This window comes from Roseobacter sp. FCG-D35, from assembly GCF_033436665.1.
GTDB lineage: Bacteria > Pseudomonadota > Alphaproteobacteria > Rhodobacterales > Rhodobacteraceae > JAWQFO01.
Genome location: NZ_JAWQFO010000006.1, coordinates 42,207 through 58,641 on the forward strand (window position 1 = coordinate 42,207; position 16,435 = coordinate 58,641).

Annotated in this window: 19 protein-coding genes; 5 read left to right on the forward strand and 14 right to left on the reverse strand. The window is 63.1% G+C overall.

Going from position 1 to position 16,435, the window contains the following annotated elements:
• Window positions 1–4 precede the first annotated feature (4 nt).
• The gene (locus R5H30_RS14505; protein WP_318329191.1) at window positions 5–1,057 is read left to right on the forward strand and encodes a branched-chain amino acid ABC transporter permease; all 1,053 of its coding nucleotides are present in this window, start codon (window positions 5–7) and stop codon (window positions 1,055–1,057) included.
• On the forward strand, window positions 1,054–1,824 hold the full coding sequence (locus tag R5H30_RS14510) for an alpha/beta fold hydrolase (protein ID WP_318329192.1): 771 nt from the start codon (window positions 1,054–1,056) through the stop codon (window positions 1,822–1,824). Before R5H30_RS14505 ends, R5H30_RS14510 begins: the two co-directional genes overlap by 4 nt.
• A 39-nt stretch (window positions 1,825–1,863) precedes the next feature.
• On the opposite strand, the gene R5H30_RS14515 is transcribed toward R5H30_RS14510, so the two are convergent.
• From R5H30_RS14515 to R5H30_RS14535, 5 genes are read right to left on the reverse strand one after another with little or no spacing between them, the layout of a single operon-like run.
• Window positions 1,864–2,223, reverse strand: coding sequence for a hotdog family protein (locus tag R5H30_RS14515; protein ID WP_318329194.1), 360 nt, complete (start codon window positions 2,221–2,223; stop codon window positions 1,864–1,866).
• A complete protein-coding gene (locus R5H30_RS14520) occupies window positions 2,223–2,576 on the reverse strand; it encodes a MaoC family dehydratase (protein ID WP_318329195.1) in 354 nt (117 codons plus the stop codon). The genes R5H30_RS14515 and R5H30_RS14520 overlap by 1 nt, the downstream gene beginning before the upstream one ends.
• Window positions 2,573–4,054, reverse strand: coding sequence for a class I adenylate-forming enzyme family protein (locus R5H30_RS14525; RefSeq protein ID WP_318329196.1), 1,482 nt, complete (start codon window positions 4,052–4,054; stop codon window positions 2,573–2,575). Before R5H30_RS14525 ends, R5H30_RS14520 begins: the two co-directional genes overlap by 4 nt.
• Window positions 4,047–4,820: an enoyl-CoA hydratase/isomerase family protein gene (locus tag R5H30_RS14530; protein ID WP_318329197.1), complete on the reverse strand. Its 774-nt coding sequence runs from the start codon at window positions 4,818–4,820 to the stop codon at window positions 4,047–4,049. The genes R5H30_RS14525 and R5H30_RS14530 overlap by 8 nt, the downstream gene beginning before the upstream one ends.
• On the reverse strand, window positions 4,817–5,401 hold the full coding sequence (locus tag R5H30_RS14535; RefSeq protein WP_318329198.1) for a TetR/AcrR family transcriptional regulator: 585 nt from the start codon (window positions 5,399–5,401) through the stop codon (window positions 4,817–4,819). Before R5H30_RS14535 ends, R5H30_RS14530 begins: the two co-directional genes overlap by 4 nt.
• A gap of 261 nt (window positions 5,402–5,662) precedes the next feature.
• Here R5H30_RS14535 and R5H30_RS14540 point away from each other — a divergent pair, with 261 nt between their 5' ends.
• Window positions 5,663–6,553 (forward strand): MurR/RpiR family transcriptional regulator, encoded by an 891-nt coding sequence (locus R5H30_RS14540; protein ID WP_318329199.1) that lies wholly within the window; start codon window positions 5,663–5,665, stop codon window positions 6,551–6,553.
• A gap of 1,018 nt (window positions 6,554–7,571) precedes the next feature.
• Window positions 7,572–8,144 (forward strand): helix-hairpin-helix domain-containing protein, encoded by a 573-nt coding sequence (locus tag R5H30_RS14545; protein WP_318329200.1) that lies wholly within the window; start codon window positions 7,572–7,574, stop codon window positions 8,142–8,144.
• A 139-nt stretch (window positions 8,145–8,283) separates the two neighbouring features.
• On the opposite strand, the gene R5H30_RS14550 is transcribed toward R5H30_RS14545, so the two are convergent.
• The 9 genes from R5H30_RS14550 to phnG all read right to left on the reverse strand — a co-directional run bounded on the left by R5H30_RS14550 (window position 8,284) and on the right by phnG (window position 15,550).
• The gene (locus R5H30_RS14550; protein ID WP_318329201.1) at window positions 8,284–8,904 is read right to left on the reverse strand and encodes a class I SAM-dependent DNA methyltransferase; all 621 of its coding nucleotides are present in this window, start codon (window positions 8,902–8,904) and stop codon (window positions 8,284–8,286) included.
• 114 nt (window positions 8,905–9,018) lie between these two features.
• A complete protein-coding gene (locus tag R5H30_RS14555; RefSeq protein WP_318329203.1) occupies window positions 9,019–10,212 on the reverse strand; it encodes an alpha-D-ribose 1-methylphosphonate 5-triphosphate diphosphatase in 1,194 nt (397 codons plus the stop codon).
• A gap of 369 nt (window positions 10,213–10,581) precedes the next feature.
• Window positions 10,582–11,127: a phosphonate metabolism protein/1,5-bisphosphokinase (PRPP-forming) PhnN gene (phnN, locus tag R5H30_RS14560; protein WP_318329204.1), complete on the reverse strand. Its 546-nt coding sequence runs from the start codon at window positions 11,125–11,127 to the stop codon at window positions 10,582–10,584.
• The gene (gene phnL, locus R5H30_RS14565; RefSeq protein ID WP_318329205.1) at window positions 11,124–11,807 is read right to left on the reverse strand and encodes a phosphonate C-P lyase system protein PhnL; all 684 of its coding nucleotides are present in this window, start codon (window positions 11,805–11,807) and stop codon (window positions 11,124–11,126) included. Before phnL ends, phnN begins: the two co-directional genes overlap by 4 nt.
• Before the next feature lie 3 nt (window positions 11,808–11,810).
• The gene (gene phnK / locus R5H30_RS14570; protein ID WP_318329207.1) at window positions 11,811–12,581 is read right to left on the reverse strand and encodes a phosphonate C-P lyase system protein PhnK; all 771 of its coding nucleotides are present in this window, start codon (window positions 12,579–12,581) and stop codon (window positions 11,811–11,813) included.
• Window positions 12,578–13,447 carry an alpha-D-ribose 1-methylphosphonate 5-phosphate C-P-lyase PhnJ gene (locus R5H30_RS14575; RefSeq protein WP_318329208.1) on the reverse strand — a complete coding sequence of 290 codons (870 nt, stop codon included), beginning with the start codon at window positions 13,445–13,447 and terminating at the stop codon, window positions 12,578–12,580. Before R5H30_RS14575 ends, phnK begins: the two co-directional genes overlap by 4 nt.
• Window positions 13,444–14,532 carry a carbon-phosphorus lyase complex subunit gene (locus tag R5H30_RS14580; RefSeq protein WP_318329209.1) on the reverse strand — a complete coding sequence of 363 codons (1,089 nt, stop codon included), beginning with the start codon at window positions 14,530–14,532 and terminating at the stop codon, window positions 13,444–13,446. Before R5H30_RS14580 ends, R5H30_RS14575 begins: the two co-directional genes overlap by 4 nt.
• Window positions 14,532–15,095: a phosphonate C-P lyase system protein PhnH gene (phnH, locus tag R5H30_RS14585; protein ID WP_318329211.1), complete on the reverse strand. Its 564-nt coding sequence runs from the start codon at window positions 15,093–15,095 to the stop codon at window positions 14,532–14,534. The genes R5H30_RS14580 and phnH overlap by 1 nt, the downstream gene beginning before the upstream one ends.
• Complete coding sequence (gene phnG, locus R5H30_RS14590) at window positions 15,095–15,550, reverse strand: phosphonate C-P lyase system protein PhnG (protein WP_318329212.1); 456 nt, start codon at window positions 15,548–15,550, stop codon at window positions 15,095–15,097. The genes phnH and phnG overlap by 1 nt, the downstream gene beginning before the upstream one ends.
• A gap of 81 nt (window positions 15,551–15,631) precedes the next feature.
• On the opposite strand from phnG, the gene phnF reads away from it, so the two are divergent.
• Window positions 15,632–16,345, forward strand: a complete 714-nt coding sequence (phnF, locus tag R5H30_RS14595; protein WP_318329213.1) for a phosphonate metabolism transcriptional regulator PhnF — start codon at window positions 15,632–15,634, stop codon at window positions 16,343–16,345.
• Window positions 16,346–16,435: the final 90 nt, after the last annotated feature.

Sequence of the window (16,435 nt, forward strand, 5' to 3'; positions counted from 1 at the left end):
GTCCATGCTCACGAACCTCATCTCCGATGACCGCCCGCGGTCGCGCATCCTTGCAGTGCTGTTGCTGGCGATCTTCGTCGGCCTGCTCTTTGCGCCCTTCCTCTTTCCCGGAGTGCGGGCGCTGGATACGGCGGCGCGGATTTCGGTCTTCATCCTGCTGGCGGCAAGCTACGACCTGTTGCTCGGTTACACCGGCATCGTGAGCTTCGCGCACACCATGTTCTTCGGCATGGGCGCCTATGGCGTCGGGCTGGCCTCGCAGCACCTCGGTCGGGGGTTCGGATCGCTTCTGATCGGCAGCCTCGCCGGGGCTGCGCTGGCAACGGCCTTCGCCCTGGTGATCGCCCTGTTTTCCCTGCGGGTCCGTGCGATCTTCTTTGCCATGATCACGCTTGCCGTCGCGTCCGCGGTGGCGGTGCTGGTGAGCCAGCTGTCGTCCATAACCGGGGGCGAGGACGGCTTCACGTTCCAGATCCCGAGAGCGCTTGGCCCGGCCAACAGGATGGGCGAATTCGCGGGCATCGCCATTACCGGCAAGATCCTAAACTACTACCTGATCTTTTCCACGTCGCTCGTTCTCTTCCTCGTTCTGCTCCGGGTGGTCAATTCCCCCTTCGGACGCGTGCTTCAGGCCATCCGCGAGAACGATTTCCGGGCCGAAGCGATCGGCTATCGCGTCGTGCGCTACAGGATAATCGCAACCTGCATTTCGGCAGCCGTGGCGGCGCTTGCCGGCAGCCTCTTTGCGCTTTGGCTGCGCTATGTCGGACCGGACACCACACTGAGCTTCGAGATCATGCTCGACCTTTTGCTGATGGTCGTGATCGGCGGCATGGGCACGATCTGGGGGGCTGCCATCGGGGCGACGCTGTTGGTGCTTGCGCAGACCTACCTGCAAAACCTGATGGGCTCTGCCGCCGATGCGACCGTGGCGATCCCCTTGCTGTCCCGGCTGCTCGATCCGGACCGCTGGCTGCTGTGGCTGGGTGTATTGTTCATCCTCAGTGTCTATTTCTTCCCCGCGGGCATCGTTGGCCGGCTGCGAGCCGGGCGGTGACGGCAAGGCGTCTCAATCGTCCCGTCATCCTGCTGCACGGCTGGACGATGCGCGGCGCCATATTCGACGACCTCGCCGCACGGCTCGGCCCTGACGTGCGTGCGCCCGACCTTCCGGGACATGGCGCGCTGCGCAATGGCACGGCTTCACTCGACGCGGCCGTGGCAACGCTGGACAGCGAAGTCGCCGAAACCGGGACAGAGGCCATTGTCGTCGGCTGGTCCCTGGGGGCAGCCGTCGCCTGGTCGTGGCTGGAACGACACGGGGGCCAGGGCATTGCGGGGCTGGTCACGGTCGACATGAGCCCGCGCCCGCTGAACGATTCAAACTGGAAACTGGGATTGCTCGGCAGCAATGCCGAACGACTGCGCCGCACCACCCGGGAAATCCGGACCGACTGGCCTGCGGCAGCTCAGAAGATCGCCACGACGATGTTTGCCAACAAGTCCGGGGCGCCTGGCTTGTCCCGGTCGCAGGCCTTGGCGCAGGTATTGTCGAACGATCCGGTCCGGATGGCGGATTACTGGGACGATATGCTGGCGATGGACTTGCGCGCCGCAGCGCGCGGCGTGACCATCCCATGGCGCGTGGCGCACGGCGCATCGAGCCGCGTCTATCCAGCCGAGACGGCGCGCTGGCTCGCAGACACCTCGGAAGCAGCCCACCTTGTGCGGTTCGCGCACTCGGGACACTCACCGCACCTTGAAGAGCCCGAGGCCTTCGCCAGACTCGTGCGGGATTTCGACGCGGAATTGTCCAGCGCGTGATCTTCGGACCCTGACCCCGCGGTGCAGCGGACCAAAGGGTCAGCCGTGTTCGGTATCCGTGAACTTCACAAGCGATCTGCCTTCGGCGACCACCCTCCCATCGGGAAGGCGTGCGGATGCCCATAGGTCGACAATGCCCTTTTCCGGGCGCAGGCGAGTGACTTCGACCGACGCGGTCAGTTCGGTGCCAAGCGGCGCACGCGCCGAGAACGCGATATCCTGCTTGAGGTAGTTCGTCCCGGGCCCCGGCAGCTTGACGCCCAAAAGGTAGGAAAAAAGAGCGGCGATCAGGGGCTCGGGCACGGTGCTGGCAGGGTCTCCGCCTTCCAATTCAACATAGGCCGCGACATCCTCGGCGGAAAAGACGCGCCGGATCTCCGCCCGGTCCCCGATGTCCATCACCCCACCTCCGCTTCGCCCAGAAACAACTCGGCCTCATCGGAGGCGCGGATCGCCTTCATCTTGACGGTTCCAGGCAGGTTGCCCTTTACGACAAGCCGCACGTCCTCGCCCGCATAGGTCGGGTTGGGAAACATCATCGCTTGCCGAAGGGCGACACTTTCAGGTCGTGCGGCACGCACCATTCCCCAGAGCTTGGTGTAGATCAGCATGCCATGCGACACGGTCCGACCGAAACCGGTCCGGGCCGAGAAGTCCGGATCGACGTGGATCGGGTTGTCGTCGCCCGAAACCTTGGCGAACAGGTCGAACTCCGCTTGCGTCGGTGTCCAGGTTTGACGCAGGTCCGTCATGCCATCCTCGCTCTGAGATCGGTCTTGCGCACCTTGCCGGCAGCCGTGCGCGGAAACTCGTCAAGAACCTCGACCTTCGCCGGGATCTTGTAGGGCGCCAGTCGATCCCTGCACCACGCGCGCAACCCTTCCGGCTCGATTGTCTGGCCCGGGCGCGCAAGAACGAAAGCGACGCCGGTTTCGCCCCAGCGTGGATCCGGCACGCCAACGACCGCGGCTTCCAGTACATCGGGGTGCTCGAAAAGCGCGCGTTCGACCTCCGCCGGGTAGACGTTCTCGCCACCCGATATGTACATGTCCTTGATCCGATCGACGATCCTGAGGAAACCATCGGAGTCGCGCAGCCCCACGTCCCCGGTGCGCAGCCAGCCATCCGCGGTGAAGGCCGCACGTGTCGCTTCGGGATCTTCGAAATAGCCGGGCGTGATGTTCGGACCGCGGAGCAGGATCTCTCCTTCGCCTGCCGCACCATCCGGGACGCCCGCCAACCGGCACTCGGTCAACATCTGCGGGCGGCCCACGGACCCGATCTTAGCTTCGGCGTACTGCTCGTCCATCAGAAAGACGGTCGGGCCGGTTTCGGTCATGCCGAATCCGTTGAGCACCTTTGCGCCTCGCTCGGCAAACGATCGGATCAGCGGTTCCGGCAACGGAGCACCACCGCAGCCGCATCTGATCGCAGCCCAGTCCACGGCATCCACGTCCGCGGAGAGGCTGAAGGCCTGGTATATGGCGGGCACGCCGAAGAACTGGGTGATCTCGCCGGAACGCAGCAGGTCGAGCAGGTCGGCGGCGTCGAACTTCGGCAGGATCTTCGAGCCGCCGCCATTGAGAAACACCGGAAGGGTGTAGAGGTTAATCCCGGCGGTATGGAAAAGCGGCAGGAAGTTGACCGACCGGTCGGCGGGCGTCAGGTGGATCGCCTGACCGATATTGACCGCGTTTGCCCAGGCCATGCGCGCCGTCTGAATGACCGCCTTGGGCCGCCCGGTGGTGCCGGAGGTAAAGAGCAGGTACCAGGGCCGGTCCGCGGGGATCATCCCGACGGACCCGGGGCGTCCGGCTGCCCAGCTTTCAGCGCTCTGATCGAAGGATTCGCAGGAGATCGACAAGGCTTCGGCCAGCTTGGTTGCGGTCACGGCGAAAGCATCGTCGTGCAGGATCAGGCGCGGCGACACCGGCCCAAGCACCTCGACCAGTTCGGCAAGAGGTTGCCGCCAGTTGAGAGGACACAAGATCAAACCGGCCTTCTGGCAGGCCAGCAGCAGCACAAAGAACTCGGCGCGGTTCAAGGTCAGGCAGGCGATCCGGTCTCCCTCTTTCAGACCTTTCGATGTCAGCGCATCCGCCGCGCCGTTTGCCGCCGCGTCGACGTCACGAAAGCTCCAGTCGAGACCCGTCTGCACGTCGTGAAATGCAAGCGCCTCCCCAGAGAGCTCGGCACGCTTGGCCGCCATGTCAGGGATGAGGTCAAACATCGGTCAGTGCCACGTTGCGGGTCACGAACGCTTTCATCCGGGCACGGACCATCGGCGTGTCGATGCGATCCAGAAACGCAGATGTTTCGGCGGCCAGTGACCGTTCCAGAGCGGCGCGCTTTTCCGCGGTCCAGAACAGCGCCTTCGCCGCGCGCCGCGTCCCGGTGCAGATGTTTTCGTACAGCCGGTCCACCGTGTATTCGGGGTCCGAGGCCACGGCATTGCAAAGCCCAATCTCTTCCAGCCTGCCGGCGCGATACCTCGCATCGGTCGCAATCCAGGCATTCGCGCGTGCGGCACCGATCCGCCCGGGCAATAGCGCTATCCAGCCGCCATCCGGCGCGAATCCCACCCGGCCATAGTATGGCTGAAGGAATGTGTTCGGGGCGACCACGGCGCAATCCGACGCAAAGAGGAACCCCGCGCCGCCTCCGGTGATCGCGCCTCGCGCGGCGACTGCGACCGTACCCGGCAGCGAAACGAGCCGCAGTACGATGTCCTGCAAGGCTGGCACCACCGTCTGCGCATAGCTGAGCGCTTTCCCGTCTTCCGCGGCCTCGAGAAATCGCGCGACATCACCGCCCGAGCAGAAGTTCTTGCCACCCGCGATGATCAGGGTGTCGGGGTCCGCGGTTTCGACGGCATCGAGAGCCTGGCGGATCGCGTCCAGCAACTCCGGTGTCAGCGCATTGGCACGCGGGGCGTCGAGCGTCATGCGCCAGACCCCGTCCTGCGACCGCACGCTCCGGACGAGATCGTCACTCATGGTGCGAGGCCATCGCGGATCATCTCGAAGGCCGCATTGGCGATATTCTCGAGATCGCCCTGCTCTTCCCACAGCACGAAGCGGTCTCCGAGACTCTTGGCCACCCCCATGAGCGCCCAGGCGCGGATCTCGGCATGCCCGGGCCGGATCTCGCCTTCTGCGGCGGCCTTTTCCAGTTGTTCCCGGTAGGCGGCGGCGAAGCCCGAGAAATATTCCTGATAGGCCTCGGGGTCGACGAACCTTGCCTGTTCTACGATGCGGTAGAGGGATGGACGGTCCGCAACGAACCTCAGGAAGGCCAGAAGGCCGCGCCGTTCCGCCTCAAGCCGGTCCGGTGCGCCGGTCACGGCATCGGCCATCACGCGCCGGGTCAGCGCGCCCATCTCGACCACGAGTTCGCGGAACACCTGCTCTTTCGACACGAAGTAGATGTAGAAGGTGCCAAGCGCCGTCTCTGCGTCACGGGTGATGTCCGCGATGGAGGCGGCGGCAAAACCCTTCTCTCCGATCACCTTTTCAGCTGATCGCAGCAGCTGGTTGCGCCGCGCGGTTCCGCGCGTGGTTTTTGGTGCCGTACCCATGTCACATGAATACCTATTCATGTTTTGTCGCTCAAGTGAGTTTTGCGCAGTTCGACACCCATCTTGGCGTTCGGAGTGCAAATTTGGGTCCACGCAACGCGTCTGCACAAATCGTCTGATGGCCGATGAAATGCCTTCAGCGAGAAATATCAAATGCCGGTGCGGACTGCACCCCGCATGGTGAACCTTGTCCTGTTGTTGATGTGTTATTGCATTGTCGTTGGCAACTGATTTTCAGACCGTCAATTTGTGCAAATAAAAATGTCAAAACCCTCCTCCTGGTCAGCCGAAGCCGACCGACGCTTCACCTCTTCCGACCTCGGCCAGAAAGTGCAGGCGAGTCTGGGCACCGGCTCACGATCGCAGCGCGCGCTTTCCGAATTCATTCTGCGAGACCCGGTGTTCGTGGCCACACACGGGATCGAAGATCTGGCCGAACGGTCCGGAATTTCGCCAAGCACGATAAGCCGTTGCGTGCGCGACCTCGGGCTTTCCGGCTTTCCGGCTTTCCGCGCCGCCGTCGGGGAAACCGTCCATGCGCTTATTGCTCCGGTCACCAAGCTCGGCTCGCACATGGCCGATGTGGACCCGGAGAACGGAGCGGCGGAAGCCAGTCTGGCCACCGCCGTCCGCGGTCTCGAAGGCCTCATCGATCCCGAGACAGCACGCTCCGTCAGGGCAGCCGCGCAGAGCCTCGGACCCGCAAGAATGGTCTGGACGATGGGATTCGGATTGTCCGCGCACCTTGCTGCGATTCTTGCTCTGGGGCTGCAGCCCTATCGCGAGGGCGTCGTGAACGTCGTGCAATACGGAGGAACGGAAGTCGCCGCAGGGCGCCTGATGAGCGTCGGAGAGCAGGACGTGGTGCTGGCGCTGGCGTTCCCGAGATACTCGGCACATGTCACTGGTCTTGCCAAGGCCGCCAGGGCTACCGGGGCACATGTCATCGCGATCACCGACTCGACCGCATCGCCTCTGGTCGATGCTGCGGACAGGGTATTGCTCGCACCCTCGCCGCACCCGTTACTGTCCGCATCGTCTCTCCCTGCCCTTGCGATCATCGAGGCTCTGGTGTCCGAGTTCATGGTCTCGGATCCTGCGCATGTCGAACGCGCCAGCCGGCTGGCCGCCGCCATGGCCGCATATCTCTGAGGGAGCCAGGAACTATCTGCGCGCCCGGAACCACGCGACGTCACAAGCGGTGTCTTGCGTTTCTTGCGCCCGGTCAGACGGCTTGGACGCACCGCGATCTGATTGTTGGAACCTGACGTCTCGCCGATGGCTCGAGATGCATGCGACGATTGCGTGGCAGCTAGCGGTTCAACATCACAGTCGCACGACACACTCGGCTTCAGGCCCACGCTTGTCAGTGAAGATAGAAATTACGTCCGATCAGTGTTGTCGCACTAGCGATCGAGGTCGCCGGTCATCTGATGTGCAGCCAACCAGGACGCGATGGCCATTTTCCCCGCGCCGGAGAATCGGGCCCTGCGATCTGGCAGAAATCGATCCCTCTCGCATTTGAAAGGACGTGTGGTGCGACCGGTCTGGTTCGACACCCAGACACAGACGATATGACCGTTTTCGTCGGTCTCTGCGACGTAATGAAGTTCTGACATAGCGGCACCCCCCGGCGACTTCGGAAGGCTAGCTGTGTCACGAAACTTTCGCAATCCACTTGGCCGTCTCGAGGCGGACCTGCATCATGTCGATCTTGCGATATGCATCGATTCCAGTCGCTTCGCGTAGAAGTCCAAAAGCCTCTTTGAACTCGGCATCCTCATTGGACAAGTTCAATCTCGGGATCAACGACCACTGCCAATGCTTTTCGCCGACAACCCATACGCAGCCACCGAAGCGCAAGACATGACCGCTTTGTTCCAATATCCGACCATAGCAGTGCCGTTCTGATCTTCCCCGCCAACGGGGCCATTGCGAACTGGAATTTTCCGCCGTTAACTGGATCGAGGAGGACCTGTGCAGCGCGAGAAATTCGGCGGATCACGGGTGAGTTTCTCGAGGCGCATCGCACCGACGGCAACACGCGCAGAAACCTCGGGGCGACAGTCTCTGGGACCCGGAAACCGAACCAACATGGGCCGGCACAAGGCCGCAGCCCGGAACATGCATGCCGGTCGCGGCAAGAAGCAAGAGTGGAGACAGAAACCGAATGAGCAAGCTGACCGACATCAAGGGAATTGGTCCTGCCTTTGCAAAAAGGCTCGTCGCGGCGGGGATCGCTGACGCAACTGTGCTCGCCGGCGCGAAGGTGGAGGACCTTACTGCCGTTCCAGGCGTCACGGAGAATCGTGCCAAGGACTGGAAAATCAAGGCGAAGGAGGTCCTGAGCGCGGGCACGGCGTCCGATCCCGGACCGCTTGGTCAGAAACGGCGTCCCGTCGGAAAAGTGCCTCCTCCGCAATCCGCGCAGCAGAGTGTCAAAGCAGCCGAACCGACCGTCACGGACGCGACGATCAGCGCACCTCAGGTCGATAACGTCGCGGGTGAGGGGCCCGAGCCGAAGGCAAAAAAGAAGGACGCTTCACCGAAGAAGAAGAAAGCGGCCAAGGCGAAGAGCGGCAAGAAGTTGGAAAAGTCCAAGAAGTCTGGGAAGGCCGAGAAGACGCTGAAGACACAAAAGAAGTCGAGCGAAAAGAAGAAAAAGAACGACAAGAAGAAAAAAAGCGACAAGAAGGCGAAGGAAAAGAAGAAGTCCAAGGCAAAAACCAAAAAGAAGTCTTGAGGCTTCTCCGGCATCGCTTAGGGGTGCGGCGATAGGCGGGTCGTCGGCAAGGCGTGCCGCAATCTCTGTGTCTCCGTTCACACTTCACTCTTCGCCTGACCGTTACCGCACCGATCGTGCTGCTGGGCGGTCGCGCGTTTCACGTTTTGCGGAAGATCATCACCAACCCGCGATCCTCGGCATGATCATGGTGCTTGCGGTCGTAGATCCGGATCTCGGCGAAGCGCAGCGGCGTGATCGCACCCGCCGCCTGCAGTCGCGCCAAGGCAGAGCCGAAGCCCATCCCGTCCAGCACCGCCGGAATGGTGCCGCAGACAAAAAGCCCGCCGGACCGGGTGACGCGAAGGAGTTCAGGCAGGCAGGCCGGGCCGACGTGGCCGTGGGTAAAGGTTCCGCAGGAGATCACGCCGCCATATGTGCTGTCTGCCAGGTCCAGAGGCGCCAACAGGTCGCCTTCGATCAGGTTTCGGTAGATGCCTTTGCCGCGCGCGACGTCCAGCATCTGCGGCGTGATGTCGAAGGCATCGACCACCGCGCCCCGCAGGTGCTCGGTGACCAGCCCGGTCCCGGCGCCGATATCGAGGATCGGCTCGTTTCCGTCGCTTTCGGACAGGTATAGCTCGGCGATCAGACGGGGTGCGATGAAACCCCACCCTTCGCCGAAACTGCTGTCATAGGTCTGCGCCCAGGCCCCGTAAAGCTTCCTCGCGTCTTGCGGGCCGTCGATCGCATAGGCGTTGTCGAGGTCGTAATCGGGCATAGACTTTCCTCTGGTCGGGGGGTGTTCAGCAATGGAAACGTCGACAACAGTTTGCGATGTAGTTCTGTCGCCGGCGAAGGCTCGATTTGATCCGATTACGCACGGAACCCCGGTTCATCCGATTCTCAGACCCTGGCTCCAGACACCGCGCAAAATTGGCGTAGGCCCCGCTTGGCGAACCTGAAGGATGTCGCCGCGCATCCCGACTTGCAACAGGCCCCGGTCGGACAGGCGTGCCGCCTGGGCCGGATTGCGTGTCACGGTGGCGACCGCGCGCGGCAGATCGTTCCAGATTTCGGCCAGATGAAAGGCGGACAGCAGGAGGGCGGACGGGACGTAGTCGGATGAGACGATGTCCAGAAGATCCCGCTTTGCCAGGTCTTGCGCGGCAACATTGCCCGAATGCGATCCGCCGCGGATGAGGTTCGGCGCACCCATCATCACGGCGATTCCACGACCACGACAGGCCTCGGCAGCCTCGAGCGTGGTCGGGAACTCTGCGAACCCGACGCCGTTCCCCGCCGAGGTTGCGACATGCTCCGACGTGGTGTCATCGTGGCTGGCCAGAACGGCACCGAGGCGGCCCGCTTCGGCGACCGCTCCGGTCTGGTGTCTGGCGCCGAACCGGTCCTGAAGGCTCAGGAGGTCCTGCACGTGTTGCGCAAATTCGGCGTCGTTCATGCCCCGCTTCTTGGAAACGTAGGTCTTGAGCGCCGTCAGGTCGCGGAACTGACGTTGCCCCGGCGTGTGATCCATCAGGCTGACAATCCCGACGCGATCTTCGGGGCCGAAAGTGGCCAATTCGTCCAGCAAGGTCTCCGAGCAGATTTCGGCGCGCAGGTGGAGAAAGTGGCTGATCCTGAACATCCCTTCCGCACGTGCGGCAAGCAGTTCGTCCGCGAGTTTGCGCGCGTAATCGATGTACCGCCCCTTGCCGGAGTGGATCGACCCCACGCGCATCGCATCGAACACCGTCGTTATGCCCGTGGACGCGAGCTCTGCATCATGTGCAAGAAGGGCCGGCAAATGGGGCCAATCGACCTCTGGACGCGGCTCGATATGGCGTTCGACATTGTCGGTGTGAAGCTCGACGAGACCCGGCATGACGAGGTCTCCGCCGCAATCCAATGCGCCGTCCGGAACCGTCCCGCCCTCGGTTATCTCGGCAATGACGCCCTGTTCGATGGTGATCGCCCCGCAGACAACACGATCGGCCAGGACGATCTGTGCGTTTGCAAGGCACATGTCGCCTGACGCGGCGCTGTCGCCTGCTTTTGTCAAAGACGACGCGGGAAACGGTGAGTTCATATCAGACGCTCGCATTGCGATTTACGTGGGTCCGCCCGAGGACACATTGGCCGATCAAGGCGCTGACTGGCCGGGTCGGCGTGTCGTGGCGGGGCCGCAAGTCTCTAAAGTTAATTTGACTGGGTCGCATGACGAAAACACTGCGCCTGCGAGAGCAATGACTCGGCAAGAGGTGCATTTGCCTCCACGCGGGAATTGCAGCCCCCTCCCGGCGTTCAGCAGTCACCTGACGGTTTCGGATCGGTTGTCCAATGACGAGACGCGGCGCCGGAAAACCACGCGGCAGGCTCGTTTGTCGGGTTGTCCCACGCTGTTTGCCTTCGCAGTCTGCGGCGCATGGCGAGATGTTCGGTCTGAACTCCTCCATCCCTACACGCTCACTGGCTTGAGCAGGGCGACGGCCCGCGCGATTGTCTGCTCGAGTGGACCGTCGTTGGAAAGGGTAATGACGTCAAAGTCAGCGGGCAGAGTCTTGCTGGCCTCGGCAAGACGTCTTTCGATCTCTGCTTCGGACTCTCGGCCACGGGCGGCCAAACGGGCCGCCAAAGTCTCGGGCTTCGCGGTGATGTTCAGAACCTGGAAGTTGGGGAATGCCTCCGCGCCCGCGCGAAGCGCTCTTCGCGAGAAATTGGCGAGACAATCCGTGCCTTCGTTCACCTTGTGCCTGACCGTTCGCGGAATGCCGTAACACAGCCCGTGCGCGCGCCAATGAACCGCGAAAGCGCCTGCGTCTGCCATGTCCCGAAACTCGGGAACGGAAACCGCCACGTGGTCTTCGCCGCCAAGACCCGGCGCGCGGGTGATGACGCGTCGCACCAGATGGAAACCCGGCACTGCGTCGACCACGCCCTGCATCACGCTGTCCTTGCCCACCCCCGATGGACCCACAACCGCGATGAGGCGACCCAGCGTCATGCGGCCACTCCGGGTGTGAAGGCGCTGACGTCGATTTCACGATCGCACACCCGGTCGCGTGCGGCTTGGTCGTGGAAGATGCCGATGATCGCCGCGCCGCGCGATTTGGCGTCTTCGATCAGCCGCAACACCACCTCTCGGTTGGCGGCATCGAGGCTTGCGGTAGGCTCATCCAGAAGCATCGCGGGATACTCGTGGGCAAAGCCGCGCGCAATGTTGACCCTTTGCTGTTCACCGCCCGAGAACGTCGTCGGTGACAAGGGCCAAAGCCGTTCCGGAATATTGAGCTGCGTCAGAAGGCTCTCGGCCCGTGCGGTTGCCTGTTGCGCGGAAACGCCCACGGCCCGAAGCGGTTCAGCGACAACGTCCAGCGTCGGTACACGGGGGACCACGCGCAGGAACTGGCTGACATATCCAAGCACCTCGCGGCGCAGGGAAATGACCTCGCGCGGCTCGGCCTGCACGATATCCGTATCGCCGATGCGGATGGATCCCGATTGCGCCAGGTAGTTGCCGTAGATCATGCGCATGAGGGTCGATTTGCCTGCGCCCGAGGCCCCCGTCAGCGCAACGCATTCGCCGGCCGCGACGTGCAGGGAAACGCCACTGATCACGTCGATCACGGCGCTTCCTTGGTTGTGCAGCATGAAGGTTTTCGAGACGTCTTTAAGGTCGATCATCGCTCACACCTGCAGAACGGAAGACACGAGAAGCTGGGAATAGGCGTGTTGCGGATCGTCGAGCACCTGATCGGTAAGCCCGGCTTCGACAACGCGGCCCGATTTCATCACCATCAGACGGTCCGCCAACAGGCGGACCACGGCCAGATCATGGGTCACGATGACCGCCGAAAGGCCCATGTCGCGCACGAGGCCGCGCAGCAGGTCGAGCAGCCGGGCCTGAACCGATACATCCAGCCCGCCGGTCGGTTCATCCATGAATACCAGTCGCGGGCCGGTGACGAGGTTGCGTGCAATCTGCAATCGCTGTTGCATGCCCCCGGAAAAGGTCGACGGCCGCTCATCCACGCGGGCGACGTCGATCTCGACACGCCCAAGCCAGTCGGTGGCCGTGCCGCGAATGTCACCATAGTGCCGCTCGCCCACGGCCATCAGGCGCTCGCCGACGTTGCCTCCGGCCGAAACGCCCATGCGCAGCCCATCCCGCGCGTGCTGATGGACAAAGGCCCAATCCGTGCGCGCCAGCATGCGCCGCTCGGGCTCTGACATGGTGAGCGTGTCTTTCGGGCCGTCCGTGCGCGTGTCAAACACGACCCGTCCCGTATCCGGCGCAACATGGCCGGCCATGCAGTTGAGCAAGGTGGACTTGCCCGAGCCGCTTTCGCCCACGATGCCCATGACTTCGCCGGGATAGAGATCAAAGGACACATCCGTACAGCCGATGTGGTCGCCATAGCGTTTGCTGAGACCATGGACGGAAAGCAGAGGGATCATGCTGCAACCTCGCTGGTCGGAACTGCCGGTCCTTGGTGACCCCGCGCGCGCCGGCCCGCGCAGTAATCCGTATCCGAACAGCAAAAGAGCCGCCCGCCCTGGTCATCGACAATGACCTCGTCGAGATAGCTGTCCTCGGCACCGCACAGCCCGCAGATCTGATCTGCCTTGCTGGCTTCGAACGGATGATCTTCGAAATCGAGGCTGACCACCCGCGTGTAGGGCGGCAGCGCATAGATCCGTTGTTCCCGCCCGGCTCCGAAAAGCTGGATCGCGGCCATGTCACCCAGTTTCGGGTTGTCGAACTTGGGGATCGGAGAGGGGTCCATCACATAACGCTCTTCGACTTTCACCGGGTAGGCATAAGCCGTCGCGATATGTCCGTGGCGCGAGATATCCTCGTAGAGCTTGACATGCATCAGGCCGTATTCCTCGAGGCTGTGCATCTTTCGTGTCTCGCTTTCGCGCGGCTCGAGAAAGCGCAGCGGCTCGGGGATCGGGACCTGGTAGACGAGAATCTGATCCTCCGTCAGCGGTTCTTCGGGGATCCGGTGGCGGGTCTGGATGACGCTTGCCTCTGCGGTTGCGGTGGTGGTCGCCACCCCTGCCGTGCGCTCGAAGAATGAGCGGATCGATACTGCATTCGTCGTGTCGTCAGCGCCCTGGTCGATGACCTTGAACGTATCCTCCGGCGTCAGAACCGCGGCCGAAACCTGAACGCCTCCCGTTCCCCAGCCATAGGGCATGGGCATCTCCCGCGAGGCGAACGGGACCTGATACCCCGGTATTGCAAGACCCTTGAGGATCGCGCGCCGGATCATCCGTTTGGTCTGTTCGTCGAGGTAGGCAAAGTTGTAGTCGGTCATTCCGCAGCCTCCGGCACCCGATCCGCGCCTGCTTCGCGGCGCAACTTCCGAACCAGTTCCAACTCGGACTGGAAATCCACGTAATGGGGCAGCTTGATGTGCTCCAGAAACCCGGTCGCCTGGATGTTGTCCGCATGGTAGAGGACGAATTCCGTGTCCTGCGCAGGCGCGCCGACGTTGTCCTCCCCAAGCTCTTCCCAGCGGAGGGCGCGGTCCACCAACGCCATCGAGATCGCCTTGCGCTCTGACTGGCCGAACACCAGCCCATAACCGCGCGTAAATTGCGGCGGTTCCGTCTTCGAGCCGGTGAACTGGTTCACGGTCTCGCATTCCGTCAACGTGACTTCGCCGATATCGACGGCAAAGCCCAGTTCGGGGATCTCCAATTCGACCGCGACTACGCCAATGCGCAATTCGCCCACGAAGGCATGGTTGCGCGCATAGCCACGCTGCGTGGAGTAAGCGAGGCCGAGCGTAAAGCCTTCGTCGGCGCGCGTCAGCGCCTGCAGGCGCAACGCACGTTCCGCCGGCAGTTCGAGCGGTTCGCGGGTCAGGTCCGGAGGCGGTGTGTCGTCACGCTGGGCTTGCTCGATCAGCCCCTCACGGTTCAGGAACCCGGTCACATGCGGCACGTCGTCAAGAGCAGCCTCGCGCGTCGGCGCTTCGGGCACCTCGCCGTCGGCGGCCAGTTTAAAATCCAGAAGGCGGTGGGAATAGTCGAACGTCGGTCCCAGGACCTGACCGCCCGGCAGGTCCTTGAACGTGGCCGAGATGCGCCGGTCGCAGGCCATCTTGCCCGTTTCCACGGGCGCGGACGCTCCAAACCGGGGTATGGTGGTGCGATAGGCCCGGATCAAGAAAATCGCTTCGATCAGGTCGCCGCGGGACTGCTTGATCGCCAGCGCGGCGAGATCGGGATCGTAGAGCGAGCCTTCGGCCATCACGCGATCCACGGCAAGTTTCATCTGCTCCCGGATTTGCGCGATGCTCAATTCGGCAATGCGCGTGTCGCCCCGGCGCTCTTCGGCAAGCCAGGCATGGGCGCATTCGATGGCGCGCTCTCCGCCTTTGACAGCAACGTACATTACGCGACCCTGGTGCTTCTGGGCAGCGCGGCAAGGCGCGTGCCACTGGTGAATATGAAATCGAGACCGAGCGGGAACAGGGCCCGGTTGCTTTGAAAGGCCGCGACCTCGGGCAATGACAGCGCGGCCTGCGACTTGATCCCCGGACCGCTCAGCGTGGCCCCCGATGCGGAAATCTCTGCGCGGTCCACGATCAGGGTCGCGGACCGATCCGGGTATTCCGGCGTTCCGATCCGGTAGGCATCGAGCGGCATCAGGGCGTCCCAGTCTCCGACGGCAAAAGTCGCCTGCGACGGACCTGCCAGCGGGACTCCGGTGTGAAAGGCCAACCAGGCGCGCACATCGTCATTATCCGCGCTGCCTGCAAGGTGGACGGGCGTGTCGGCGTCACACAGCGTCAACAGAACGCTGCCCGCCGCGATGGACAGCGGGGCTGGCGGTTCTGCGCCGGCGATTTCCCGGATCTGTCCGGGACGTGCCATCGCTTCCATCACACTTCGAAACGCCTGGGCGGATTGAATGGCGGGGTTGTCGAAGCCGCCCGAGAGGGTTTGTGCCCGCATCAATCCTCTCCGCGCACCATGGTAAAGAACTCGACCTTCGTTGCTGCAGCCTTGGCCGCGCGCGCCGTTTTGGCCGCGATCCGTTCGGCCTCGAGCGGCGCGAGAACGGCCGCACGGATCTTTTCCGCGTCGCCCCCCTGCATAAGTGCATCGACCAGAGCGGCCGCTTCGGCATCGCCCTTGCGACGGCCCTGGATATAGGCGTGGCCCACCTCACCGCTGACAAGCGTCAAAGCACACCGCGTCACGGTCATTTCGCCCAAGTTGAACGGCGCACCGGTTCCCCCTGCCCGGCCACGCACCATCGCGCTTCCGATCTCGGGCGCTCTGAGCCAGGCAAATTCCGGCCGCGTGATCGCGGCATCCAGAAGGGCGGCGACCCGCCCTTCGGGCGCCTTGGCCAACAGGCTCATCCAGGCCTTCCGCCTGGCGGTTTCGTCAAAAGCGTCTTTCATCTCGACAACTTTTCCAATTCCTATACAACTATACATATTCTATCATGTGGGCGTCCGAAGAACAGAAGAGATTTGTGAAACTTGAGTAACGCGTCAGCTAAGACACCCATTTGGCAGGCCATTGCCGAGGCGCTGCGCAGTGACGTGGCGGAGGGCAGATACACGCCCGGGGACCGCCTGCCGACCGAGGCGGCATTGGCCGAACGGTTCGGCGTCAACCGTCATACGGTACGACATGGCCTCTCCGCATTGGTCGAAGAAGGCTTGATCCGGACGCGACGAGGCTCCGGAGCCTTCGTCGCCGCAACACCCACGGACTATGCGATCGGCAAAAGGGTGCGGTTCCATGAAAACCTTATTGCCGCCGGGCGCCGTCCGGAAAAGCGGGTCCTGAACATCGAGGAACGTGTGGCAACCGATGGCGAGGCGCAGGCTTTGCGCATTGCCCCAGGAGATCCGGTTTGCGCCTATCATGGTCTGTCTTTGGCGGATGGGCAGCCCATCGCCGTGGTCGAAAGCGTCTTTCCCGCGGCGCGCCTTCCCGGTGTCGCGGAGGCCTTGAGGGTCCACACGCGAATTACGCAGGCCCTGCAGACCGCCGGCGTTGCCGACTATACCCGCGCCTCGACGCGTCTGACGGCGGTGCGCGCGTCCGCCACGCAAGCTTTGCACCTTCAGGTCGCGGAAGGTGACCCCTTGCTCAAGTCCACGAGCGTGAACGTCGACGAGAGCGGCAATCCCGTTGAGTATGGGCGCACATGGTTTGCAGGGGACCGCGTGACCCTGACGTTGTAGGCCGAAAGGCTTTTGCGCATCGGAGCTGCCGGTCGGTCCACGGTCCGCGGGGAAGCTCGCCCGGCTGTCAGAGCGGAGGTTGAACGTGCG